At 72.4% G+C, this 23,020-nt stretch carries 25 protein-coding genes; 9 read left to right on the top strand and 16 right to left on the bottom strand.

Going from position 1 to position 23,020, the window contains the following annotated elements; genetic code table 11:
- Positions 1 to 146: 146 nt before the first annotated feature.
- Together ACF06X_RS05825 and ACF06X_RS05820 are read left to right on the top strand one after the other, a co-directional pair.
- On the top strand, positions 147 to 1,685 hold the full coding sequence (locus tag ACF06X_RS05825) for a S8 family serine peptidase (protein WP_392285886.1): 1,539 nt from the start codon (positions 147 to 149) through the stop codon (positions 1,683 to 1,685).
- A gap of 85 nt (positions 1,686 to 1,770) precedes the next feature.
- Complete coding sequence (locus ACF06X_RS05820) at positions 1,771 to 3,108, top strand: CoA transferase (RefSeq protein WP_392285885.1); 1,338 nt, start codon at positions 1,771 to 1,773, stop codon at positions 3,106 to 3,108.
- Here the strand turns inward: ACF06X_RS05820 and ACF06X_RS05815 are convergent.
- The 8 genes from ACF06X_RS05815 to ACF06X_RS05780 all read right to left on the bottom strand — a co-directional run bounded on the left by ACF06X_RS05815 (position 3,098) and on the right by ACF06X_RS05780 (position 10,812).
- Entirely contained in the window at positions 3,098 to 4,141 is a 1,044-nt protein-coding gene (locus tag ACF06X_RS05815; protein WP_392285884.1) for a zinc-dependent alcohol dehydrogenase family protein, read from the bottom strand. The two genes, ACF06X_RS05820 and ACF06X_RS05815, sit on opposite strands and share 11 nt — an antisense overlap.
- Before the next feature lie 18 nt (positions 4,142 to 4,159).
- The gene (locus tag ACF06X_RS05810; protein ID WP_392285883.1) at positions 4,160 to 4,843 is read right to left on the bottom strand and encodes a lysoplasmalogenase; all 684 of its coding nucleotides are present in this window, start codon (positions 4,841 to 4,843) and stop codon (positions 4,160 to 4,162) included.
- Positions 4,840 to 5,736 carry a sterol desaturase family protein gene (locus ACF06X_RS05805; RefSeq protein WP_392285882.1) on the bottom strand — a complete coding sequence of 299 codons (897 nt, stop codon included), beginning with the start codon at positions 5,734 to 5,736 and terminating at the stop codon, positions 4,840 to 4,842. Before ACF06X_RS05805 ends, ACF06X_RS05810 begins: the two co-directional genes overlap by 4 nt.
- Before the next feature lie 111 nt (positions 5,737 to 5,847).
- Complete coding sequence (locus tag ACF06X_RS05800; RefSeq protein WP_392285881.1) at positions 5,848 to 6,561, bottom strand: VIT family protein; 714 nt, start codon at positions 6,559 to 6,561, stop codon at positions 5,848 to 5,850.
- A 24-nt stretch (positions 6,562 to 6,585) separates the two neighbouring features.
- Positions 6,586 to 7,809, bottom strand: a complete 1,224-nt coding sequence (locus ACF06X_RS05795) for an amidohydrolase family protein (RefSeq protein WP_392285880.1) — start codon at positions 7,807 to 7,809, stop codon at positions 6,586 to 6,588.
- Positions 7,809 to 9,089: an amidohydrolase family protein gene (locus ACF06X_RS05790; protein WP_392285879.1), complete on the bottom strand. Its 1,281-nt coding sequence runs from the start codon at positions 9,087 to 9,089 to the stop codon at positions 7,809 to 7,811. Before ACF06X_RS05790 ends, ACF06X_RS05795 begins: the two co-directional genes overlap by 1 nt.
- An 11-nt stretch (positions 9,090 to 9,100) precedes the next feature.
- Positions 9,101 to 9,985, bottom strand: a complete 885-nt coding sequence (locus ACF06X_RS05785) for an SDR family NAD(P)-dependent oxidoreductase (RefSeq protein ID WP_392285878.1) — start codon at positions 9,983 to 9,985, stop codon at positions 9,101 to 9,103.
- Positions 9,982 to 10,812 (bottom strand): acetoacetate decarboxylase family protein, encoded by an 831-nt coding sequence (locus tag ACF06X_RS05780; RefSeq protein WP_392285877.1) that lies wholly within the window; start codon positions 10,810 to 10,812, stop codon positions 9,982 to 9,984. Before ACF06X_RS05780 ends, ACF06X_RS05785 begins: the two co-directional genes overlap by 4 nt.
- A 139-nt stretch (positions 10,813 to 10,951) precedes the next feature.
- On the opposite strand from ACF06X_RS05780, the gene ACF06X_RS05775 reads away from it, so the two are divergent.
- The 6 genes from ACF06X_RS05775 to ACF06X_RS05750 all read left to right on the top strand — a co-directional run bounded on the left by ACF06X_RS05775 (position 10,952) and on the right by ACF06X_RS05750 (position 16,510).
- Complete coding sequence (locus ACF06X_RS05775; RefSeq protein ID WP_392285876.1) at positions 10,952 to 11,683, top strand: TetR/AcrR family transcriptional regulator; 732 nt, start codon at positions 10,952 to 10,954, stop codon at positions 11,681 to 11,683.
- Positions 11,684 to 11,746: 63 nt separating this feature from the next.
- On the top strand, positions 11,747 to 12,730 hold the full coding sequence (locus tag ACF06X_RS05770) for a DEDDh family exonuclease (protein ID WP_392285875.1): 984 nt from the start codon (positions 11,747 to 11,749) through the stop codon (positions 12,728 to 12,730).
- A gap of 54 nt (positions 12,731 to 12,784) precedes the next feature.
- Positions 12,785 to 13,018: a hypothetical protein gene (locus ACF06X_RS05765; protein WP_158986043.1), complete on the top strand. Its 234-nt coding sequence runs from the start codon at positions 12,785 to 12,787 to the stop codon at positions 13,016 to 13,018.
- 69 nt (positions 13,019 to 13,087) lie between these two features.
- Positions 13,088 to 13,903 carry an SURF1 family protein gene (locus ACF06X_RS05760; RefSeq protein WP_392285874.1) on the top strand — a complete coding sequence of 272 codons (816 nt, stop codon included), beginning with the start codon at positions 13,088 to 13,090 and terminating at the stop codon, positions 13,901 to 13,903.
- Positions 13,904 to 13,965: 62 nt separating this feature from the next.
- A complete protein-coding gene (locus ACF06X_RS05755; RefSeq protein WP_392285873.1) occupies positions 13,966 to 15,750 on the top strand; it encodes a glycoside hydrolase family 15 protein in 1,785 nt (594 codons plus the stop codon).
- Positions 15,751 to 15,754: 4 nt separating this feature from the next.
- On the top strand, positions 15,755 to 16,510 hold the full coding sequence (locus ACF06X_RS05750) for an SDR family oxidoreductase (protein ID WP_392285872.1): 756 nt from the start codon (positions 15,755 to 15,757) through the stop codon (positions 16,508 to 16,510).
- A gap of 30 nt (positions 16,511 to 16,540) precedes the next feature.
- Here the strand turns inward: ACF06X_RS05750 and amaP are convergent, their stop codons facing one another.
- From amaP to ACF06X_RS05725, 5 genes are read right to left on the bottom strand one after another with little or no spacing between them, the layout of a single operon-like run.
- Positions 16,541 to 17,128, bottom strand: a complete 588-nt coding sequence (gene amaP, locus ACF06X_RS05745; protein ID WP_392285871.1) for an alkaline shock response membrane anchor protein AmaP — start codon at positions 17,126 to 17,128, stop codon at positions 16,541 to 16,543.
- A gap of 2 nt (positions 17,129 to 17,130) precedes the next feature.
- Complete coding sequence (locus tag ACF06X_RS05740; protein ID WP_392285870.1) at positions 17,131 to 17,769, bottom strand: DUF6286 domain-containing protein; 639 nt, start codon at positions 17,767 to 17,769, stop codon at positions 17,131 to 17,133.
- Positions 17,766 to 18,116, bottom strand: a complete 351-nt coding sequence (locus ACF06X_RS05735) for an Asp23/Gls24 family envelope stress response protein (protein WP_392285869.1) — start codon at positions 18,114 to 18,116, stop codon at positions 17,766 to 17,768. Before ACF06X_RS05735 ends, ACF06X_RS05740 begins: the two co-directional genes overlap by 4 nt.
- Positions 18,117 to 18,122: 6 nt before the next feature.
- Positions 18,123 to 18,314 (bottom strand): hypothetical protein, encoded by a 192-nt coding sequence (locus tag ACF06X_RS05730; protein WP_158986051.1) that lies wholly within the window; start codon positions 18,312 to 18,314, stop codon positions 18,123 to 18,125.
- 27 nt (positions 18,315 to 18,341) lie between these two features.
- Entirely contained in the window at positions 18,342 to 18,803 is a 462-nt protein-coding gene (locus ACF06X_RS05725; protein ID WP_392285868.1) for an Asp23/Gls24 family envelope stress response protein, read from the bottom strand.
- 93 nt (positions 18,804 to 18,896) lie between these two features.
- Between ACF06X_RS05725 and ACF06X_RS05720 the strand changes: the two genes are divergently transcribed.
- The gene (locus ACF06X_RS05720; RefSeq protein ID WP_392285867.1) at positions 18,897 to 19,610 is read left to right on the top strand and encodes a hypothetical protein; all 714 of its coding nucleotides are present in this window, start codon (positions 18,897 to 18,899) and stop codon (positions 19,608 to 19,610) included.
- 76 nt (positions 19,611 to 19,686) lie between these two features.
- On the opposite strand, the gene ACF06X_RS05715 is transcribed toward ACF06X_RS05720, so the two are convergent.
- The 3 genes from ACF06X_RS05715 to ACF06X_RS05705 form a co-directional block, all read right to left on the bottom strand.
- A complete protein-coding gene (locus ACF06X_RS05715; protein WP_392285866.1) occupies positions 19,687 to 20,484 on the bottom strand; it encodes an enoyl-CoA hydratase/isomerase family protein in 798 nt (265 codons plus the stop codon).
- 151 nt (positions 20,485 to 20,635) lie between these two features.
- On the bottom strand, positions 20,636 to 20,857 hold the full coding sequence (locus ACF06X_RS05710; protein ID WP_006123601.1) for a helix-turn-helix domain-containing protein: 222 nt from the start codon (positions 20,855 to 20,857) through the stop codon (positions 20,636 to 20,638).
- A gap of 322 nt (positions 20,858 to 21,179) precedes the next feature.
- Positions 21,180 to 22,778, bottom strand: coding sequence for an ABC-F family ATP-binding cassette domain-containing protein (locus ACF06X_RS05705; RefSeq protein ID WP_392285865.1), 1,599 nt, complete (start codon positions 22,776 to 22,778; stop codon positions 21,180 to 21,182).
- Positions 22,779 to 23,020 lie beyond the last annotated feature (242 nt).

Raw genomic sequence — 23,020 nt, 5'->3', positions numbered from 1 at the left:
ATCTTCCCTGGATCTTCCTCCGGTTCTGTATCAAGTCGTCTCAACTCATTGAAGGGCCGGGATGATCAGCGATAGCTTCACTCGTCATGCACCTGCCCGCGCGCAACCGGCGTTCGGGCAGTACATACGGATGATGTGGAGAACCCATGGCTCATCTGGGATCGAGACGCGGCCGAGTACTCGCTCTGCCTGCCGGTCTCGCGCTCACGGCCTCGCTCGGCTTCCTTCCGACCGGCGCATCCGCCGCGGAACTGAGCGACGCCCCGGCGACGGCCGCCGTCTCGACCGACGGTCCCAAGCTGTCGTACGTCGTGAACATCGAGGGTGGCCGCTGGACGGCCGCGTCGGTGAAGAAGGCGATAGCCGCCGCCGGCGGCACCGTGGTCATCTCCTATGACCAGATAGGCGTGATCGTCGTCCACTCGCAGAACCCGGAGTTCGCGAAGACGATCCGTCAGGCCCGGGGCGTCGTGTCGGCCGGTTCGACGCGTACCGCGCCGCTCTCCGTCCAGACCGACACCTCCGTCGGCGAGGGCGGCCAGGCGCTCACCGCGGCCGAGGCCACGGCCGCCGCGGCCGGCGCCACCGACGGGCAGGACCCGTTGGAGCCGCTGCAGTGGGACCTCCCGGCCATCAAGGCGGACAAGGCCCACCAGAAGACGCTCGGCAGCAGCAAGGTGACGGTCGGCGTCATCGACACGGGTGTCGACGACACCCACCCGGACCTGGCGCCGAACTTCGACGCCGCGGCCTCGGCCAACTGCGTCACCGGCGCGCCGGACACGACGCCGGGCTCGTGGCGCCCCAACCCGGGCGAGAGCGACCACGGTACGCATGTCGCCGGTACGATCGCCGCCGCCAAGAACGGCATCGGCGTCACCGGTGTCGCGCCGGGCGTGAAGGTCTCGGGCATCAAGGTCTCCACCCCGGACGGCTTCTTCTACACCGAGGCCGTGGTCTGCGGCTTCGTGTGGGCGGCCGAGCACGGCGTCGACATCACGAACAACAGCTACTACACCGACCCGTGGCTGTTCGCGTGCAAGAACGACGCCGACCAGAAGGCCCTGATCGAGGCCGTCACCCGCGCGTCCCGCTACGCGGAGCGCAAGGGCACGGTCAACGTCGCGGCGGCCGGCAACTCGAAGATGGACCTGGCGGCGGACGAGATCACGGACGTCACCAGCCCGAACGACACCACGCCGGTGACCCGGGTCATCGACCCGCGGGAGTGCCTGGACTACCCGGCGATGCTGCCGGGCGTGGTCACGGTCTCCGCCACGGGCGCGAAGGACCTGAAGGCCTCGTACTCCAACTACGGCCTGGGGGTCGTGGACATCGCGGCGCCCGGTGGCGACCGTACGGAGTACCAGACCCCGGCCGCCCCGGCGGTCAACGGTCGCATCCTGTCGACCACGGTCAAGGGCGGCTACAACTACAAGGCCGGTACGTCGATGGCCGCGCCGCACGCGGCGGGCGTCCTCGCGCTGCTGAAGTCCACCCACCCGTACGCGAGCCCGGCGGCGCTCAAGGCGCTGCTGTACGCGCAGGCCGACGACCGCGCCTGCACGAACCCGTACGACATCGACGGCAACGGCACCGTCGACGCGGTCTGCGAGGGCGGCGTGAACAAGAACGGCTTCTACGGCGCGGGTCTCGTCGACGCTCTCGACGCCGTCCGTAGGTAACGCTCGGGCAGGTCTCTTCAGGGGCCCTGGTGTGGTGCGCCACGCCAGGGCCCTCGCGCTTGGCACGCGGTGCCATCATGCGCCCATGGACAACACAGTGCGTACGGGTACGGAGTTGCTGTGGTCGGCTCTGGGCGGCGATCCCGCCCTGCTCGACCGGGTGTCGTACGGCGGGCCTTCGGGGCTGCTGCCCGCCCGGCTGCCGGTGATGGACCTGGCCCGGGCCACGGTAGCGGTCGCGGGTCTCGCCGCGGTGGAACGGGCGGGGCTCTCGGCGCGGGTACGGGTGGACGACGGGGCGGTGGCCACGGCGTTCGTGAGTGAGCGTCACCTCCGGGTGGACGGGCGGGCCCCGGTGAACTTCGCGCCGCTGTCGCGCTTCTGGCGCGCCTCCGACGGCTGGATCCGTACGCACGCCAACTATCCGCACCACCGGGCGGCGCTGCTTGCGGCGCTTGGTGTGCGCGGGGAGTCGGTGGAGGCCGTCCAGGAGGCCGTCGCCGGGCGGACGGCCGTCGAGGTCGAGACGGCGGTGTACGCGGCCGGAGGTCTGGCGGTCGCCCTGCGGACGCCGGAGGAGTGGGCCGCCCACGAGCAGGGCCGGGAGGTGGCGGCGCGGCCGGTGCTCACCAGGGAGCGGCTCGACGAGGCCCCGCCGAGGCGGCGTTCCGGGCCGGGGGGTTCTGGGCCGGGGGGTTCGGGGCCGCTGCGGGTGCTGGACCTGACCCGGGTCATCGCCGGGCCGGTCGCCACCCGCACGCTCGCCCTGCTCGGCGCGGACGTGCTGCGGATCGATCCGCCGGGCAATCCCGAGCTGCCCGACCAGCACGCGGACACGGACTTCGGGAAGCGGACGGCCGCGCTGGACCTGGAGAGCCGGTCCGGCCGCCGGACGTTCGACGAACTCCTCGACTCCGCCGACGTCCTGGTCACCGGCTACCGTCCCGGCGCCCTGGACCGCTTCGGCCTCCACCGGCCCGGCCTGGTGATCGCCCACCTGTCGGCCTGGGGCGACTACGGCCCGTGGGGCGGGCGGCGGGGCTTCGACAGCCTGGTGCAGGTGGCCACGGGGATCGCGGTGACCGAGGGCTCGGCGGAGCAGCCGGGGGCGCTGCCGGCCCAGGCCCTGGACCACGGCTCGGGCTATCTGCTGGCGGCAGCGGTGCTCAGGTCCCTGACCGAGCAGTCCGTCGACGGGGCCGGCGGCACCCGTCTCGTACGCCTGGCGCTCGCGCAGACGGGCCACTTCCTGACCCACGCGCTCCCCCGCTATGAGCCGGAGACGTACCTGACCGAGACCGACAGCCCGCTGGGACGGCTGCGACACGCGCTGTCGCCGGTGACGTACGAGGGCGGCCCGACGGACTGGTCGCGCCCGCCGGGGATCCAGGGCGGGGACGACCCCGCGTGGGTCACGGCTTGACGAGCACCTTGAGCGCGGTGCGCTCGTCCATCGCCTGGTAGCCACCGGGGACGCCGTCGAGTCCGACGGTCAGGTCGAAGACCGGGGACGGGTCGATCGTCCCGTCGAGGACGTCGGGGAGCAGTTCGGGGATGTACGCGCGGACCGGCGCCACACCGCCGCGGAGCGCGATGTTCCGGTCGAACATGACGGAGAGGTCGACGCCGGTACCGCTGCCGTGCGGGACGCCGACGTAGCCGATGGAGCCGCCGTCGCGGGTGATGGCGACGGCGGTCCGCATCGACTGCTCGGTGCCGACGGCCTCGATGACGGCGTGGGCGCCCTGACCGCCGGTCAGCTCCCGGACGGCCGCCTCGGCGGCCTCGCCGCGCTCGGCGACGACATCGGTGGCGCCGAAGGCGCGGGCGATGTCGGTACGGGCGGTGTGACGGCCGAGCGCGATGATCCGGTCGGCGCCCAGGCGCTTGGCGGCGAGGACACCGCACAGGCCGACGGCGCCGTCGCCGACGACCGCGACGGTGGAGCCCTTGCGGACCCCGGCGCCGAGGGCGGCGTGGTGGCCGGTGCCCAGGACGTCGGAGAGCGCGAGGAGCGCGGTCAGCAGGTGGTCGTCGGAGGCCGCGTCGGCCGGGAGCTTGACGAGCGTGCCGTCGGCGAAGGGGACGCGGACGGCCTCGCCCTGGCCGCCGTCGGAGCCGACGGAGCCCCAGAAGCCGCCCCGCGGGCAGGAGGTGTGCAGGCCCTCGGCGCAGTAGTCGCAGGTGCCGTCGGACCAGACGAAGGGGGCGACGACGAGGTCGCCGGGGGCGAAGCCGGTGACGTCGGGGCCCGCTTCCTCGACGATGCCGAGGAACTCGTGGCCGATGCGCTGTCCCGGCTGCCGGGCGGACTCGCCCCGGTAGGCCCACAGGTCGCTGCCGCAGACGCAGGCGCGCAGGACCCGCAGGACGACATCCGTGGAGTCCTTGATCACCGGGTCGGGCACCTCCTCCACGCGGAGGTCGAAGGGGGCGTGGATGGTGGTGGCGCGCATGGCGGACGGTCCTCGCTGTCAGTCGGTCGTACGACGTTCACCGTACTCCGCCTGCAGCACCCCTGTGGTGAGCAGGTACTGGGCGGCGAGGTAGGTCAGCATGATCCAGAAGTCGGGGACGGGGAGCTGGGGCCAGTCGGCGACACCGGTCGCGATGAGGGTGTCGGAGAGCAGGAAGAGCGCCCCGCCGGCGGCGGCCGCCGGGCCCAGGGCGCTCGACCTGTAGGCCATGGCGGTGAGCAGGAGCGAGTACCCGGCGACGGGGACGCGCAGCTCGGCGGGGAGGTCGGGCCAGAGGAGGGCGACGGTGGTCACGAGCGCCGCGCCGTATCCGAGGCCGAGGAGCACCGGCGTACTCCCGCGCCCGAACAGCGCCAGGTAGCAGACGTGTCCGGCGGCGAAGGAGCCCATGCCGACGAGGAAGGCCCAGTCGGCGTCGACGAGCAGGAAGACGTCCCCGCCCCAGCCGAGGAGGAGGGCCGCGAGGAGGGGCTTCGGGGCGCCCCGGGTGGCGGCGTACGCGGCGAGCAGCGGCATGAGCAGCGGCTTGGCGATGCGGTGGCCGAGGTCGGCGCCGGCGAGGAGGGAGACGAGGTCGGCGGCGACGGCGAGGAGGAAGGCGGCGAGGAGCGCGCGGGAGAGGGGGGTGAGGGCGGAGGAAGGCGCGGGAGGGAAAGCGGGGGAAAAGGCGGGGTTTCTCACGCGGCGGGCTCCGGAGTGGTGCCCTTCGAAGCCGAAGCCGAAGCCGGAGCCGAAGCCGGGGGCGGCCCCGGCTGCCAGCCGGGCCCGCGGAAGACCCGCCCGGCCCGCTCCCGCCAGCTGGTCGCCGCGCGCACGTCGCGGGCGATGGCGGCGTACTCGTGGGTGGCGACGCGCAGCGGGTTGTAGGTCTCGATGTTCTTGGTGAGCCCGAAGACGGGCTTGTCGGTCTCCCCCACCCAGGAGCCGAACATCCGGTCCCAGATGATCAGGATGCCCCCGAAGTTCCGGTCCAGGTAGCCGCCCTGGGAGGCGTGGTGGACGCGGTGGTGGGAGGGCGTGTTGAGGACGTACTCGAAGGGCCGGGGGAGCTTGCCGATGCGCTCGGTGTGGATCCAGAACTGGTAGACGAGATTGACGGAGTAGCAGAAGGCGATGGCGGCCGGGTGCACGCCGAGGGCGATCATCGGCAGGTAGAAGGGCCAGGAGGTCAGGCTCGTCCAGGGCTGGCGCAGGGCGGTGGTGAGGTTGAACTTGCGGCTGCTGTGGTGGACGACGTGGCAGGCCCACAGGATGCGGATGACGTGGTGTCCGCGGTGCTGCCAGTAGTAGAAGAAGTCCTGGGCGAGCAGCATCAGCGGGATCGTCCACCACAGGACGGGGACGCGCAGCGGCGTCAGCTCGTAGACGGCGGTGTAGATCGCGACGATCGGGATCTTCCAGAGGAAGTCGAAGACGAGGCTGCCGATCCCCATGCCGAGGCTGGTGGCGGCGTCCTTGGTCTCGTATCCGGCGGCGTCCTCGTCGGGATGGAGTCGGTAGCTGACCATCTCCACCACGGTGAGCAGCACGAACGCGGGTATGGACCACAGCACGACATCGGGCAGGTTCGGCATGCCGATGACGGTAGAGGGGGGCGTCGGGGTGCGGCTAGACGTTGTTACCAACAAGTATGCGAGACGCCTTGTCAGCAAGCTTTGGCACCTTCCGACAAGGCAGGCGGTTCCTCACACCCCCGCCGCCCCCAGCAGCGACCCCGCCGCGTACGTCACCCCCATCGCCAGCGCCCCTCCCCCCACGTTGCGCAGCATGGCGCGGGGCGCCGGAGCCGCGCCCAGGCGGGCGCTCCACCAGCCGGTGAGGGCGAGGACGGCCAGGACGGAGAGGACGGTGATCCAGAGGCGGGTCGAGGCGGGGGGCAGGACGATCGCGAGGAGGGGGAGCAGGGCGCCGGCCGTGAAGGCGAGGAAGCTGGCGGCGGCCGCGTGCCAGGGGTTGGTGAGCTCGTCGGGGTCGATGCCCAGCTCCACGCGCGCGTGGGCGCGCAGCGCGTCGCGTTCGGTGAGCTGTTCGGCGGCCTCGCGGGCGACGTCACGGGTGAGGCCGCGGGAGGACAAGAGCTCGGTCAGCTCGTCGAGTTCGGCCTCCGGCTGTTCCCGCAGTTCGCGCTTCTCCTCCGCCAGGGCCGCCTTCTCGGAGTCGCGTTGGGTGGAGACCGAGACGTACTCCCCCGCCGCCATCGACATCGAGCCGGCGAGCAGGCCGGCCAGGCCCGCCGTCAGGAGCGTGGACTTCGACTCGGTCGCGCCGGCGACGCCCACCACGAGGCCTGCGGTGGAGACGACTCCGTCGTTGGCTCCGAGCACGGCGGCCCGGAGCCAGTTGAGACGGGTGCCGAGGCCGGCGTCGTGGCCCGAGTCGTCGAGGGGTGCGTCAGTCACCCCGGGAGGGTCTCACCCGTGCCGTCACCAGACACGGACCGACCCGCCCGGCGCGAAGGCGGGGCTGGTCGCGTCCGGCGGGACCTCCTTCAGAGGTTCGGCGATCTCCTCGACGGCCGGTCCGTGGACGGCCGCGAGGGTGTCCAGGAAGGTCAGGTCGAAGCCGTACACGCGGGCCGCGTTGCCGCCCACCATCGCCGCGACCTCCTCCCTCGGCAGCCCCGCGTAGGCGATCCGGAGGCCTTCGCGGGAGTACGGCGTGGTGCCCTCGTCGTGTGGGTAGTCGCTCCCCCACATGATCTTGTCGAGGCCGATCCGGTCCCGCAGCGGCACCTCGTGCGGGCGCATGAAGCTCGCGCCGACGAAGCAGTTGTCGCGCCACACCTCGCTGGGCCCCTTGCCCATGGACTCGGCCAGGCCCGCGCCGAACTTGGACTCGGCGGTGGCGGCCCGCGAGGCCGCGGCCACCAGCCGGGCGTGGTAGTAGTCCAGCATCTCCATGACCCCGGGGATCCAGCCCGAGCCCTGCTCCGTCAGGACGAGCCGCAGATCCGGGTGGCGGCGGAAGGCGCCCCCGAACACCAGGTGCCACAGCGCCCGGTGCGAGAACCAGGTCGTCTCCACCATGAACACCGCCCGCGCGGCGGGCTCGTCGCCGAGCGGCGGCGACGCCGAGCCGCCGTGGTGGTTGACCGGGACCGCCAGCTCCGCGCAGACCGCCCAGATCGGGTCGTAGACCCGCGAGTAGAGCTCGGGGACGCCGCTGCCCGGCGGGGCGCCCGGCAGCAGGATCCCGCCGGTGAGACCCGCCTCCTTCGCCCGGCGGATCTCCCGTACCGCCTCGTCGACGTCGTTGAGGAGGATCTGCGCCACGCCCGCCCTGCGGCCCGGCGCCTCGGCGCAGAAGTCGGCCAGCCAGCGGTTGTGCGCCCGCAGCCCCGCCCATCTGCGCTCGAACTCCTCGCGGGTGGGCGGTGGGGCCATCAGCGAGGCGGAGGGGAAGAAGGGCGGGATGGTGTTCGGGAAGACGACCTCGGCGACGATCCCGTCCGCCTCCAGCTCGCGCAGCCGGCGCCCGGAGTTCCAGTTGCGGTCGGCGGTGTCGGCGAGCAGATCCTCGTACGGGTTCACATAGCCGGCCGCCCAGGCGTCGAAGTCGTCGTGGTACCTCTGCTCCAGGTACGGCTTGTAGTCGAGGAGGTCCGCGCCGGCGTGGCAGTCCGCGGAGATGACGGTGTAACGGTCCATCAGCTCACTCCCAGGACGGGGAAGTCGTGCTCGGTCAGCCAGTGGCGGCCGACCTCCCGCGAGCGGGCCCAGGAGGCCTCCACCGCCGTCTGGTCGGGCGACTGGCCGAGCTCGGCCGGGGTCGGGCCGATCCGGCGGGCGACCGGCGCCAGCTTCCCCGTGTCGAACCCGAAGACCTCCGCCGCCGCCAGGCCCAGGATCCGGCGGGTCTCCGCCACCGGAATGTCGTGGAAGGTGTCGCGCAGCCACGCCCGGGTGTTCGGCCAGGTTCCCTCCGGGTGCGGGAAGTCGGAGCCCCAGAGGATGTTGTCCACGCCGATCTCGTACCGCTGCGCCAGCTCGCGCCGCTTGGTGTTGGTGGCGCAGACGAAGACCTGCCGGTCCAGGTACTCGCTCGGCGGCCGCTTCAGCTCGGCGAACGGGGACAGCTTCTTGCCTCCGTGGGCGCCCAGATAGAGCCGGTCCATGAACCAGAGCAGGTTCGGCAGCCACCAGCAGCCGGACTCCGCCACGCCGAACCTCAGCCCCGGGTGACGCTCGAAGACCCCGGACCAGAGGAGGAACCACAGCGGCCTGGCCGGCCACCAGGTCACCTCGCTGACGTAGATGCCGAGATGGTCGCCGTACTCCTCGCGCGGCGCCGCTCCCGAGTGGGTGACCAGCGGCATCCCGGTCTCGGCGGCGGCCGCCCACACCGGGTCGTAGCGCCGGTCGTGGTAGGGCGCCTTGTCGACCCACATCGAGGGGATCATCAGCGCCCCGAGCCCGGACTCCTTGGCGCGGTGGATCTCGGCGACGACACGCGTCGGCTCCGCGGTGATCGGCAGCAGCGCGACCCCGCAGTGCCGCTCGGGGTGCTGCCCGACGAACTCGGCCAGCCAGCGGTTGTGCGCCTGTGCGCCCGCCATGCCGAGCTCCGGGTCCTGGTCGCCGGAGAGGCCGAGACCGACGCCGAAGGGGGCGGCGGTCCGGCTGTCGACGGCGTCGGCGTCCGGGAAGACGACCTCCGCGGCCACCCCGTCGCCGTCGAGTTCCTTGAGCCGCTGGGCGGTGTCCCAACCGCCGCGCAGCCCTTCCTCGTTGTCGCTGAACCACTTGTTCGCGAAGGCCTCGTTGCGCACCCCGAGCCGGGTCATCTCCTCGCGGCGGGCGTCACGGCCGGCGAGGAAGTCGTCGAAGGCGCGGTGGAAGCGGCTGTCGAGATAGGGCCGGTAGCGCTCGGTGGGCAGGCCGGCGTGGCAGTCGGAGGAGATGATCAGATACGGGTCCTCATAGGTCATGGCTGAGCCCTTCAGTCGAGGATGAAGTTCTCCAGGTACGACGGGTTGGCGCGGTCGAGCATGGACTGCGCACGCGCTCTGATCTGCCGGTCGCTGTGCTCGCTCGCGGGGAGCATCCAGAACCGGTCGGCGCGGATGCCGTCGACGACGTGCTCGGCGACCTCCTCCACGGGGGTGAAGGCGACCTCGTGCCCGGCCTCCCGCATCGCCGCCTCCCACTGTTCGAGGCTGCGGTACGGGGTCCTGCGCGGCCGCTCCTTGGCGTACCGCTCCGGCCTGTTGCGGTGCGACTCCCACAGGCCGGTGCGCAGCATGTGCGGGCCGGGGAAGAGGACGGACGCGCCCACGCGCGCGTGCTCGGCCTTCAGGTGGGCGTACAGCGACTCGGTCATGGTCACGACCGCGGCCTTGGTGACGGCGTAGACCGAGGCGGTGGGCAGCGGGGCGATTCCGCCGTCGCCCGAGGAGGTGTTGACGACGTGGCCGGGCTCGCCGGCCGCGAGCATGCGCGGGACGAAGGCCTGGACGCCGTGGAAGACGCCCCAGACGTTGACGGCGAACGCCCACTTCCAGTCGTTGGGCTCGTGCTCCCACATGCGGCCCTCGGCTCCGGAGCCGACGCCCGCGTTGTTGCAGAGCACATGGACGGCGCCGAAGGTGTCGTACGTCGCGTCCGCCAGGGACCGTACGGATCCGGGATCGGCGACGTCGACCGTACGGGCGAGGATCTGGGCCCCGTCGGCCATGAGTTCCTCGGCGGCCTTGGCGAGGGCGGCCTCCTCGACGTCGGCGAGGACGACCGCGAGCCCTTCGGCGGCGAAGCGGCGCGCCATCGCGAGCCCGATGCCGCTCGCGGCGCCGGTGACGACGGCGACCTGGCCGGCTTCCAGCTTCATCGCAGGCTCCCCTCGGGCGGTCCGTCGTGGATTTGCAGCGGGTCGTCGTAGCGCTGGTGGAGGTACGGCAGGAGGGCCTGGGCGCTCACCCGTTCCACGACCCGGCCCTTCTGGTCGGTGGTCTTCTCGCCGAGGGTGATGTCGACGATCCGGCGTACGGGGAGGTCGGCGACGGGGTCGTACATCGACTCGCGCAGCACCACGTCGCCCGTGATCCGCTCCAGCTTGCGGACCTTCTCGCGCCGGACGCAGTGCACGAGGACGGGGTCGGCGTCGAAGCCGGACCCCGGGCTGGAGCCGTCACCCGCACCCGAGCCGTCCACGGCCGGCAGGAACTTGAAGTAGAAGTCGGTCCTCTCGGTGGGCTCGGGCAGGGGCAGCTGACCGGAGACCGCGCCGCGCACCTCGACGAAGGCGATGCCGTGCCGGGCGAGCGAGGCGTGGACGACGAGTCCGTCGCGTTCGACCACGACCTCTCCGAGCTTCTTGGGTTCGCCGAAGACCTCGCGCCCGCCGACCAGGGCCCGCTCATGGGTCATCGGCATGACGAGCGGATACCAGCCCCGCTGGTCGCCGTGGGCGGCGGCCACGGCGACCGAGCCGGCGCCGAGGGGATAGCCGGGGAGGTCGACCCGGGAGACGGTGGCCCGGACGAGGGGCCGCTCGGTGGGTTTGAGCGGGGGCGGCAGGACGGCCGCGACCACGTCCGGATCGGTCTCCCACACGGCGACCACTCCGGTGGACCAGATGTCGGGAAGGCGGGTGCTCTTCGTGCGCGCCGCGGCGATCTCGGCCTCGGTGCGCGCCCCGTACCGTACTCGTGCCATGACGTACCACCCTTCAGGGATCGTCGGCCTGTAACACAGTTACACCGGCGCGGGGGAAGGGTAAAGAGCCGTGCACGCAGGAGAAGGCCCGCACGCTCGAGCACGCGGGAGAAGCCCGCACGGAAGAAGGGGAGGGCCGATGGCTCGTACCGCGCTGACCCGCGAAGAGGTGCTGGAGACCGCCGCGGCTCTGGTGAAGCGGCACGGCCCCGACGCCCTCACCATGCGCAGGCTCGCGGCCGAGCTCGGCACCGCGGTCACCTCGATCTACTGGCACGTGGGCAATCGCGAGTCCCTTCTCGACGCGCTCGTCGAGCGGACGGTGGCCGATCTGGCCACGATCGCCCCGCGCGGCCGCACGCCGGCCGCGCGGATCGTCTCGGTGGCGCACGCGCTCCGCCGCGAACTGCGCGACCGCCCGCACCTGGTGGCGATGGTCCACGAACGGGGCCTGACGGAACGGATGTTCCTGCCCGCCCAGCGCGCGCTGGCGCAGGAGGTGCACGCGGCCGGCCTGCGCGGCGCGCGGGCGGCCGAGGTGGTGCGGGCGGTGCAGTTCCTGGTCGTCGGCCATGTCCTGGTGGAACGCAACCGCGAGCGGGCTCCGGTCCAGTCCCCGGCCGAGGAGACCCTGTGGGACGCCGAGAGCACACCCGACCCGGCGCTCGCCCGCGCACTGGCCCGCCCGGTCGACGGCGACCGGCTCTTCACCGCCTCCGTACGGGCGCTGGTGGACGGCCTGTTGGGGCCCTCCTCCCGGGAAACGCGGCCCGAGGCGCCGCGGGCCGCGTCTCGGGCAACGTCGAGGGATGCATCCAGCGCAGCGTCCGGGGATGCGTCGAGGGAGTCGAGGGATGCGTCGTCGTCCTGACCGAATCCGGTCACTCGAAGGGACACCGGGGGGCGGCGCTGTCGGCGGGTGCCCGTATTCTCCTTGACCATGCTCGACGACCGTACGACAGCAGCGACGTGGCCGGCCGCCTACCCACAGGGGTACGCGGTCGTCGACGTGGAGACCACCGGACTCGCCCGCGACGACCGGATAGTGTCGGCTGCCGTCTACCGGCTGGACGCCCAGGGGAACGTCGAGGACCACTGGTACACGCTGGTCAACCCGGAGCGGGACCCCGGGCCGGTCTGGATCCACGGGCTGACCAGTGACGTGCTGGAGGGCGCGCCGCTCTTTCCGGACATCGCCGCCGAGTTCGCCGCCCGGCTCGACGGCCGGGTCCTGGTCGCGCACAACGCGCTCTTCGACTGGTCGATGATCGCCCGCGAGTACGCGCGGGCCGAGCGCACCGCGCCCGTGCGGCAGCGGCTGTGCACCATCGCCCTCGCCAAGGAGCTGTCGCTGCCGCTGCCCAACCACAAGCTGGAGTCGCTCGCCGCGCACTTCGGGGTCGTCCAGCGGCGGGCGCACAACGCGCTGGACGACGCGCGGGTGCTCGCGGAGGCGTTCCGGCCGAGTCTGCACGCGGCGGCGGAGCGGAACGTACGGCTGCCGCTGCTGGAGTGCCGGCCGCTGACCGAGTGGGTGTCGGCGCCGGCGTCACCGGCGTCGCCCCGGATCGGTCAGCAGGCTTCGTACCGGGCGAACGGCTGGCGTCCGTCGCGGAAGCGGCCGGCGTGCCCGTACCCGAACCCGGGACGTTACGAAGCGGACAAACCGCTCAAGCAGGGCATGCGGGTGGCGTTCTCCGGCGACACGTCCATCGACCGCGAGCTCCTGGAGGACCGCGCGGTCGAGGCCGGGCTCCATGTCGCCACGAGCGTCTCCCGGCTGACGAGCCTGCTGGTCACGAACGACCCCGACGCCGCCACGTCCAAGACCGTGAAGGCGAAGTCCTTCGGCACACCGGTCGTCGACGAGGCGGCCTTCACGCAGCTGCTGCGGGACGTGGCCCCGGCAGACGGGTGACGTACCGGGCGTGCCGCGTGACCCGCGCCCGCCCGGAGCAGCACCCTGTGGCGCATGGCACGTTGTGAGGTCTGCGGAAACGATTACGGCATGTCCTTCGAGGTGCACGCGCAGGGCGCCGTGCACGTCTTCGACTGCTTCTCCTGCGCCATTCACCGCATGGCGCCCATCTGCGAGCACTGTCGGGTCCAGATCATCGGCCAGGGCGTCGAGGTCGAGGGCAGCTGGTACTGCGGCGGGCACTGCGCCCGCGCGGAGGGAAAGGCGGGCATCGTCGACCACGTCTGAGCCCGGTTCCGCGGCGCGGACCGGAGCCCCCCTGCGTGCACCCCATGACCCAAGTTGTACGGTCATGGGGTGTACCGCTTCCTGTTGTCCCGGCAGTGGGTGATCCTCACCCTGATCGCCCTCGTGCTCATCCCCACGATGATCGAGCTGGGCTTCTGGCAGTTCCACCGGCACGAGCGCCGGGTCGCCCAGAACGCCCTGATCGCGGACAACCTCCGAGCGAAGCCCGCGCCGGTCGAGGAGCTGACCTCCCCCGGGCACACCGTCCCGCGCGCCGACTACTGGCGCACGGTCACCGCCACCGGCGTCTTCGACACCGCGCACGAGGTCGTCGTCCGCCGCCGGACCAACGCCGACGACCGGATCGGCGTGCTCGTCCTGACCCCGCTCGTCCTGAAGGACGGCCGGGTCGTCCTGGTCAACCGCGGCTGGATCCCCGCCGCGCCCGACCAGAAGGCGTATCCGGAGGTGCCGCCCGCTCCCAAGGGCGAGGTGACCGTCACGGGCCGCATCAAGGCCGACGAGACGACCGGCGCCAGCGGCATCAAGGACCTGCGGGGGCTGCCGGACCGTCAGGTGATGCTGATCAACAGCGAGCAGCAGTCCCAGCTCCTCGGCCGTGAGGTGCTCGGCGGCTATCTGGAGCAGACGGCGCCCGAGCCGGCCGGCGGGACCCCGGAGCTGATCCCCGAGCCCGACCACGACTCGATCGGCGCGCACATGGCGTACGCCGTGCAGTGGTGGCTCTTCGCGGCCGGCGTGCCGGTCGGCTGGGTCGTCCTGGTGCGCCGCGAGAAGCGCGACCGCGAAGCCGCCGCCCGTACCGACGACGCCCGTACCGACGACGCCTCGGGAACCCCCGAACCGGCCACGGCCGCGGTGTAGCGCCCATCACGCTGCCCCGTCCCGTTGATTGACCGTCGTCGCTTTCGGGAACACGCCAGAGCGTGACGCAACGTATCGACGACTACGCCCTCATCGGCGATCTGCAGACCGCCGCGCTCGTCGGCCGTGACGGGTCGATCGACTGGCTGTGTCTGCCGCGCTTCGACTCGGCCGCCTGTTTCGCGGCGCTGCTCGGCGACGAGGACAACGGTCACTGGCGGATCGCGCCCGCGGGGGCCACGCGGTGCACGCACCGGAAGTACGCGGAGGACTCCCTCGTCCTGGAGACGTACTGGGAGACGCGCACCGGCACCGTCAAGGTCGTCGACTTCATGCCGCAGCGCGACAAGGCGCCCGATGTCATGCGGATCGTGGAGGGCGTCAGCGGCAGCGTCGAGATGAGCTCGGTGCTGCGGCTGCGGTTCGACTACGGCTCGATCGTGCCGTGGGTGCGGCGGAGCGACGGTCACCGGGTGGCCGTCGCCGGGCCGGACTCGGTCTGGCTGCGCAGCGAGCCGCCGGTGAAGACGTGGGGGCAGCAGTACTCCACGTGCTCGTCGTTCACGGTGGCCGAGGGCGAGAAGGTGGCGTTCGTCCTGACCTGGCACCCCTCGCACGAGCCGCGTCCCGCCCTCGTCGACCCCTTCGACGCCCTGGAGCACTCGCTCGCCGACTGGCGCGAGTGGGCGGCGCGGTGCACCTACGAGGGTCCGTACCGCGAGGCGGTGCTCCGCTCGCTGATCACCCTGAAGGCGCTCACCTACGCGCCGACGGGCGGCATCGTCGCCGCCCCCACCACCTCGCTGCCGGAGGAGCTGGGCGGCGTGCGGAACTGGGACTACCGCTCCTGCTGGCTGCGCGACTCGACGCTCACGCTCGCCGCGCTGCTCTCGGCGGGGTACGTCGAGGAGGCGGCGGCGTGGCGTGACTGGCTGCTGCGCGCGGTGGCGGGCGATCCGGCCGATCTGCAGATCATGTACGGGCCGGCCGGCGAACGGCGGCTGCCCGAGATGACGGTGCCGTGGCTGCGCGGCTACGCGGACTCGGCGCCGGTACGGATCGGGAACGCGGCCGTCGACCAGTTCCAGCTCGACGTGTACGGGGAGGTCATGGACTCGCTGTACCGGGCGAGGGAGGCGGGCATCCCTCCCGAGCGGCACGCCTGGAACCTCCAGCTGAGCCTGCTTGGCTTCCTGGAGTCGACCTGGCGCGAGCCCGACGAGGGCCTGTGGGAGGTACGCGGGCCGAGGCGCCACTTCGTCCACTCGAAGGTGATGGCCTGGGTCGCCGCCGACCGGGCGGTGCGCACGCTCGAGGAGGATCCGTCGCTGCGCGGGGACGTGGTGCGGTGGCGGACGATGCGCGACGAGATCCACGCGGAGGTGTGCGCGAAGGGGTTCGACCCGGATCGCAACACGTTCACGCAGTCGTACGGTTCACGGGAGCTGGACGCGGCCACCCTGCTGATCCCGGTGGTCGGGTTCCTGCCGCCGGACGATCCCCGGGTGCTGGGGACGGTGGACGCGGTCCGCGAGGAGCTGACGCACGAGGGGTACGTCCGCCGCTACAGCACCGAGGGGGGGTCGGTCGACGGCCTCCCCGGCAGCGAGGGAACGTTTCTCGTCTGCTCCTTCTGGCTGGCCGACGCGCTGTGGCTGACCGGGCGCGCCGACGAGGCCCGGGAGCTCTTCGAGCGGCTGCTCGCCCTGCGCAACGACGTGGGACTGCTCGCGGAGGAGTACGACCCCGTGGCGCGGCGGCTGCTGGGGAACTTCCCCCAGGCGTTCAGCCACGTCGGGCTCGTGGGCACCGCCGTCGCGCTGCACCCGGAGGAAGCGGCAGGATAGGCGCATGGATCTTGGACTGAAGGACCGTGTGTACGTGGTGACCGGCGCGACCCGGGGGCTCGGCCGGGCGTCGGCCGAGGCGCTGCTGGCCGAGGGCGCGAAGGTGGTGATCAGCGGGCGCGAGGAGAGCTCGGTCGCCGGGGCCGTGGCGGAGCTGGGCGAGGGCGCGGCCGGTGTCGCCGTGGACAACGCCGACCCGGCGGCTCCCGGGCGGCTGATCGCGGAGGCCCGGTCCCGCTTCGGGGGCTTCGACGGCGTGCTGGTCAGCGTGGGCGGCCCCGCGCCTGGCTTCGGCGCGGACAACACCGACGAGGAGTGGGCGTCGGCGTTCGACACCGTCTTCCTCGGCGCGGTACGGATGGCCCGGGCGGCGGCGGAGACGCTGACCGAGGGCGGGGTCATCGGCTTCGTGCTCTCCGCCTCGGTCCACGAGCCGATCCCGGGCCTGACGATCTCCAACGGCCTGCGTCCGGGCCTCGCCGGCTTCGCGAAGTCGCTCGCGAACGACCTGGGGCCCCGGGGCATCCGGGTGGTCGGCCTGCTGCCGAACCGGATCGACACCGACCGGGTCCGCTCCCTCGACGCGCTCTCCGGCGACGCGGAGGCGGCCCGCGCCGCCAACGAGTCCCGTATCCCGCTCCGCCGCTACGGCACGCCCGAGGAGTTCGGCACCACGGCCGCGTTCCTGCTCTCCCCGGCGGCCTCGTACCTGACGGGCGTGATGCTCCCGGTGGACGGCGGCGCGCGCCACGGCTTCTGACCCGGCGCCAGGACCGGACCGACCGCCGGGTCAGCTGACCCGGCGCGCCCGGTGTCTGACCGCCCGCAGCCGTGCCTCGGTCGGCAGTGCGGGCAGGCCCGTGGAGGTACGGGCGTGGGCGAGGGCGTCGGTGGTGAGGGAGTCCAGGGCCGCGCCCGGGGAGGCGTAGGGCTCCAGGAGCAGGCGCACCCGGGTGCGGGGGGCCGATCTGCGGCCCGTGAGGGAGACCCGGGCGCGGGCGACGCCGTCCTGCGCGCCGGCGTCCGCCTCCAGGACGTCCTCCAGGGCCCGGCCCCGTACCACCGCGCCCTCCCCGTCGCCGCTGTCGATGAGGACCTCGGCGAGCCGGGCCCGGCGGAACTGGGCGAGGAGCCACCACAGGGCCAGGAGGACGAGGAGCCCGAGGGCGGCGATGACGACCGGCCACCACCAGCCCTCGTCGCGCCACCGTGTCCGGTCGGCCTCGCTCAGCAGGACGTCGGAGGGGCCGGACCACGGCCACCACGAGGGGACCGCCAGGTCGAGCGCGGCCGCGAGGACCGCCCCGCCGAGGACGACGAGCAGCAGTCCCGCGAGGGCGAGCAGTACGCGGTTGACCCGCCGGAGAATGACCGTCACGCCTACCCCTTCCTCCGTGGCCGGCTCACCCGTACCGTCAGCGCGGGCGGCCGGGCGAGCCCCAGTTCGTGGATGCCGTCGGCCAGTGCGGTCTCCAGGTCGGCCCGTACCTCGTCGAGTTCGCGGAAGTGCGAGACCGCCCGGACGGCCGCCTTCCTGCGGCCCGTCCGTACCCGTACCGACTGCACGCCCGAGACCTCCATGGCCCGGTCGCGCAGGGTCAGCGCCGCGGCGTCCCGGTCGAGGCCCGCCCGTACGTCGGCGTGGTCGCGGCGCATCGGGAGCACGGCGCGCAGTCCCGGCGTGACCGCCAGGACGAGGAGCCAGATGCCGAGGAGCGCGGCCAGGGCCGCGCCGGTCAGGACCCAGGCGTTGTCGAGGGGTTCGGTCGCCAGGCCGTCGGCGACCGAGCGCCGCCATGCCATGGCCGTGCGCTCGGCGCGTACCGCCGCCACGTCGTAGAGCAGCAGGCCCGCGCCGGCGAGGATCGCGGCGGCCAGCAGGGCCGCCGGGATGCGGCGGACGGCCCAGAAGCGGCGGGCCGGCCCCGCGGGCGACGGCTCCTTCAGCCCGGGTACGGTGCCGGTCACCGACCCCGGCTCCTTGCCCTTCTTGGTCTCCGCGGCGTTCTCCGTGCTCATCTCAGTCTCTCCCGTGCCGACTCGCGTGCCGTGCGCGGGGAGTGCAGCCGTTCCACATGGACGGCCACCTCGGGCACGTCCATGCCCGCCAACTCCTTCACCCGTCGCATCACTTGGCTGCGTACCGCGCCGCATCTGCGGCCGAGGTCGGTGGGGTAGTCGAGTTCCAGACTCACCGACACCCGCACCGTGTCACGATGCACGACGACCGAGGCGTGCGGAGGCGATCCCTCCTTGGGGACCGTGTCGAGCGCCTCGCGCGCGGCCTGCGCGGCGATCTTCGCGACGACCCGGTCGGCGATCGTGGTCGCCCCGCGGCCGGCGGCCCCCACCGAGTCGGCTGCCACCCCCGCTCACCGCCGCCGTTCGCCGCGCTCGCGACCCCGGAAGAAGTCTCCGGGTTCGAGATCACCGTCGGCGAACCGCCCGACGACGAAGCCGACCGCGCCCAAGGCCGCGACCAGTACAAACGCCCCGAAGCCGCCGAAGTAACCGGCGAAGCCGAGGGCCATTCCGGCCAACAGGCCGACCACCGCCATGCTCATGCTGTGCCCTTTCCGCCGGGGAAGCGGCTACTGGAGCCGCGACTCCTGCTGCTCCTGCTCCTCGTCCTCTTCCTCCGGCAGCTTCACGTCGCTGACCGCGATGTTGACCTCGACGACCTCCAGGCCGGTCATCCGCTCGACGGCCGCGATGACGTTCTCGCGCACCGCTCCGGCAACGTCGGAGATGGAGACGCCGTACTCGACGACGATCTCCAGGTCGAGCGCGGTCTGCACCTCGCCGACCTCGGCCTTCACGCCGCGTGTGACGCCCGACTTCGCGCCGCCGCCGCCCGGCACCCGGTCGCGCACGGCGCCGAGGGTGCGGGAGAAGCCACTGCCCATCGCGTGGACGCCCACGACGTCACGGGCGGCGAGGCCGGCGATCTTCTCCACGACACCGTCGGCGATGGTCGTCTTGCCCCGGGAGGCCGGGTCACCGCCGCCTCGCTTGGTCACGATCGGGTCATCGGGGTGTGAGCTTTCGTTCATCGCCGTTCGTCCCTTTCAGGAGATTTCGTGCTCCTTTGCCCACACTAAGTGCGCTTCCGCCGACTCGCGCCGTGAATGCGGCAGGCTGGAGGAATGGAGACCACATCCGGGGCGGGACTGATGACGGCGGTGCGCGAGCGGCTGGGCCTCGGCCGGTTGCTGCCGCTCGGGGAGCCGGGCGACGGCGCCTGGCTGGCGGAGCGCGCGGCGAGGACGGTGCTGCTACGGGCCGCGACGGCGGTACGGGGGGTGGTGCCGGGGCCGCTGCGCGTGGGGCTCGTGAAGGCCGGCGAGGAAGCGCCGCTGCCCGTACCCCCGGGCGGGTTGCCGCCGGGGCCACTGCGGGTCGCGGCGGAGTTCGCGGCGACGTCGGAGCGGCCCCTGCCGGTGCTGGCAGAGGAGGTGCGGGAGGCCCTGTTCGCCGCGGCCTCGGCGGAGTTGGGGCTCGGGGTCGCGGAGGTGGACCTGCGGGTGACGGGGCTGGTCGAGAACCCGGAGGAGGGGGCGCCGCCCGAGGGCGGGGCCGGTTCGCCGGATTCCCCGGCCCCCGCTCCCCCACCCGGGCGAACCTCGCCTGCGGCCCCGGAGGATCCGGCCGCCCTCGCCGCCCTCGCGGTGGAGGGCGTGGCGGCCCTGACCGATGCCGTCGGCGCCCCGGTGCACCGCTCCGAGGGCGCGCTCCGGGTGGAGGTGGCGGTGACCGCGGGCCACCGCCCGCTGGACGTCGCCCGCGCCGTCCGCACGGCCGTCACCGCGACCACCTCCGAGCCGACCGCGGTCACGGTCCTGGTCTCGGAGATCCGCTGACACGACGGCGGGACACGACGGCGGGACACGGTGGGACCGGGCCGGAGGGGCAGCGTTCCGGCGGACAGGCCGCCCCTCAGTCGCCGAGGCCTGCCAGGTCGCGCAGGCGGCGGGCCTGGGCGGCGCGTTCGGCGGCGCGCTGGTCCTCGTAGGAGCGGCCCGGGACGCCCTGGAGCAGCGCCTTGGTCTCGATGACCGCATCGCGCGGCGCGGAGAGCAGGGCGGCGGTCAGGTCCCGTACCGCCGCGTCGAGCTCGTCGGCGGGCACGGCGATGTTGGCGAGGCCGATGCGCTCGGCCTCGGCGGCGTGGACGAAGCGACCCGTGGCGCAGATCTCCAGCGCGCGGGCGTAGCCGACCAGTGAAACGAGCGGGTGGGTGCCGGTGAGGTCCGGCACGAGGCCCAGGCTGGTCTCACGCATGGCGAACTGCACGTCCTCGGCGACGACCCGGAGGTCGCAGGCGAGGGCGAGCTGGAAGCCGGCCCCGATGGCGTGCCCCTGGACGGCCGCGATCGACACGATGTCGCGTCGGCGCCACCAGGTGAACGCGTCCTGGTACTCGGCGATGACCGCGTCCAGGTCCTCGTCCGAACCCCGCGCCATGTCCAGGAAGGACGGCTCGCCGTCGAAGCCCTCGGGCGTGAACGCCTGCCGGTCGAGCCCGGCGGAGAAGGACTTGCCCTCGCCGCGCAGCACCACGACCCGCACGCTGCCGGGCAATGACCGTCCGGCCTCCGTCAACGCCCGCCACAGAGCGGGAGACTGGGCGTTGCGCTTCGCCGGGTTGGTCAGGGTCACCGTGGCAACGGCGTCCTCGACGGTGAGCCGTACACCGTCCTTGTCGAACACGAGCACAGAGTCGAGCGAAGTCATGGGGCGCCTCCGGTTCCGGTGCAGCACTGTGAACGGTCGCAGTCAGCGGAACCGACTGCTAAGTGACTGCACAGTAACCACCCGGTCGACCGCACGGCCGACCGGGTGGCCACCGTGAGAACCGGTGGACCCGACGAACCGCGCCCCGATGTCAGGCCGAGGCTGCCTTCTTGCCCCGTGTCGCTCCGCCACGTCCACGCAACGTGACTCCGGACTCACTGAGCATCCGGTGGACGAATCCGTAGGAGCGGCCGGTTTCCTCGGCCAGCGCCCGGATGCTCGCACCGGAGTCGTACTTTTTCTTCAGGTCTGCCGCGAGCTTGTCGCGCGCGGCGCCGGTCACCCGGCTGCCCTTCTTCAGAGTCTCGGCCACCCGTGCCTCCTCATGGGAAGTGCGCTCTGGACTTCTCATGATCACCCCTCGCGGACGTCCTGGCCACCCATTCGACAAGGTCTGTGCCACGAGGTTCGCCGGAGGGCAACGTGTCGACACGACCGGAATTTACGATTCCGGTGGCCGCGAGCCGGACTCCGGGACGCTCATGGGCGGGAAGTACCAGGTCAGAGGGGTCGCGGCGGAACGAGTGCGGCGCGGCCCCCGGCGGAAGGATTCCGCAGGGGCCGCGCCGGGGGTATGAGACGCCCTCACTCAGATGAAGGATCACCCATGAGCCGAATGATCCATACCGAGATGATCAGGCGAGCGCGACGAGGTCCTTGTAGTCCGGGCCCCAGAGGTCCTCGACGCCGTCCGGCAGCAGGATGATCCGCTCCGGCTCCAGCGCGTCCACCGCGCCCTCGTCGTGCGTGACGAGGACGACGGCGCCCTTGTAGGTGCGCAGGGCGCCCAGGATCTCCTCGCGGCTGGCGGGGTCGAGGTTGTTCGTCGGCTCGTCCAGGAGCAGCACGTTCGCCGAGGAGACGACCAGGGTCGCCAGCGCGAGCCGGGTCTTCTCGCCGCCGGAGAGGACCCCGGCCGGCTTGTCGACGTCGTCGCCCGAGAACAGGAAGGAACCGAGCGTCTTGCGCACCTCGACGAGGTCGAGGTCGGGCGCGGAGGACCGCATGTTCTCCAGGACCGTGCGCTCCGGGTCGAGCGTCTCGTGCTCCTGGGCGTAGTAGCCGAGCTTCAGGCCGTGGCCCGGGGTGACCTCGCCGGTGTCGGGGCTCTCGGCCCCGGCGAGCAGACGCAGCAGCGTGGTCTTGCCCGCGCCGTTGAGGCCGAGGATCACGACGCGCGAGCCCTTGTCGATGGCGAGGTTCACATCGGTGAAGATCTCGAGGGAGCCGTACGACTTGGACAGGCCCTCCGCCGTCAGCGGGGTCTTGCCGCAGGGCGCGGGCTCCGGGAAGCGGAGCTTGGCGACCTTGTCGGAGACCCGGACCGCCTCCAGGCCGGAGAGCAGGCGCTCGGCGCGCTTGGCCATGTTCTGCGCGGCGACGGTCTTGGTGGCCTTGGCGCGCATCTTGTCGGCCTGCGAGTTGAGGGCGGCGGCCTTCTTCTCGGCGTTCTGGCGCTCGCGCTTGCGGCGCTTCTCGTCGGCCTCGCGCTGCTGCTGGTACAGCTTCCAGCCCATGTTGTAGACGTCGATCTGGGCGCGGTTGGCGTCGAGGTAGAAGACCTTGTTCACGACGGTCTCGACGAGGTCGACGTCGTGGGAGATGACGATGAAGCCGCCGCGGTAGGTCTTGAGGTAGTCGCGCAGCCAGACGATGGAGTCGGCGTCGAGGTGGTTGGTGGGCTCGTCGAGGAGCAGGGTGTCGGCGTCCGAGAAGAGGATCCGCGCCAGCTCGACCCGGCGGCGCTGACCGCCGGAGAGGGTGTGCAGCGGCTGGCCGAGGACCCGGTCGGGGAGCCCGAGGGCGGCGGCGATGGTGGACGCCTCGGCCTCGGCGGCGTACCCGCCCTTGGTGAGGAACTCGGTCTCCTGGCGCTCGTACTGCTTCATCGCCTTGTCGCGGGTGGCGCCGGAGCCGGTCGCGATCCGCTCCTCGTTCATCCGCATCTTCTTGATCAGGACGTCGAGGCCGCGCGCGGAGAGGATGCGGTCACGGGCCATGACGTCGAGGTCGCCGGTGCGCGGGTCCTGCGGGAGGTAGCCGACCTCGCCGGAGCGGGCGATGGTGCCGGCGGCGGGGATGCCCTCGCCGGCGAGGCACTTGGTGAGGGTGGTCTTGCCGGCTCCGTTGCGGCCGACGAGGCCGATGCGGTCGCCCTTGGCGATGCGGAAGGAAGCGGACTCGATGAGGATGCGGGCGCCGGCGCGCAGCTCGATGCCGGAAGCGGTGATCACGGACAGACTCCAGGGCGGGGATGGACGGCGGAAGGGCTCTCGGGCGGTTCGACGCCGCTAGTGCACGAGGAGAATGGCCATGCGGCCAGTCTAACGGGCGCGTGCAACTGCTTTTCGGTCCTGCCCGCACAGGCGAACGAATCAAGCCATTTCTCCTCCCGTCCGGCAAAAGGGGCGTGGGGCGTCGGATTCCCCGATACTCGGCGCAGGGCGGCGGCCTCCGCCGCGGCGACGAGGCGGAG

The organism is Streptomyces sp. NPDC015346 (assembly GCF_043078785.1).
GTDB lineage: Bacteria > Actinomycetota > Actinomycetes > Streptomycetales > Streptomycetaceae > Streptomyces.
The sequence above is the reverse complement of the archived record's forward strand: the minus strand, read 5'-3'. Positions and strand labels throughout refer to the sequence as shown.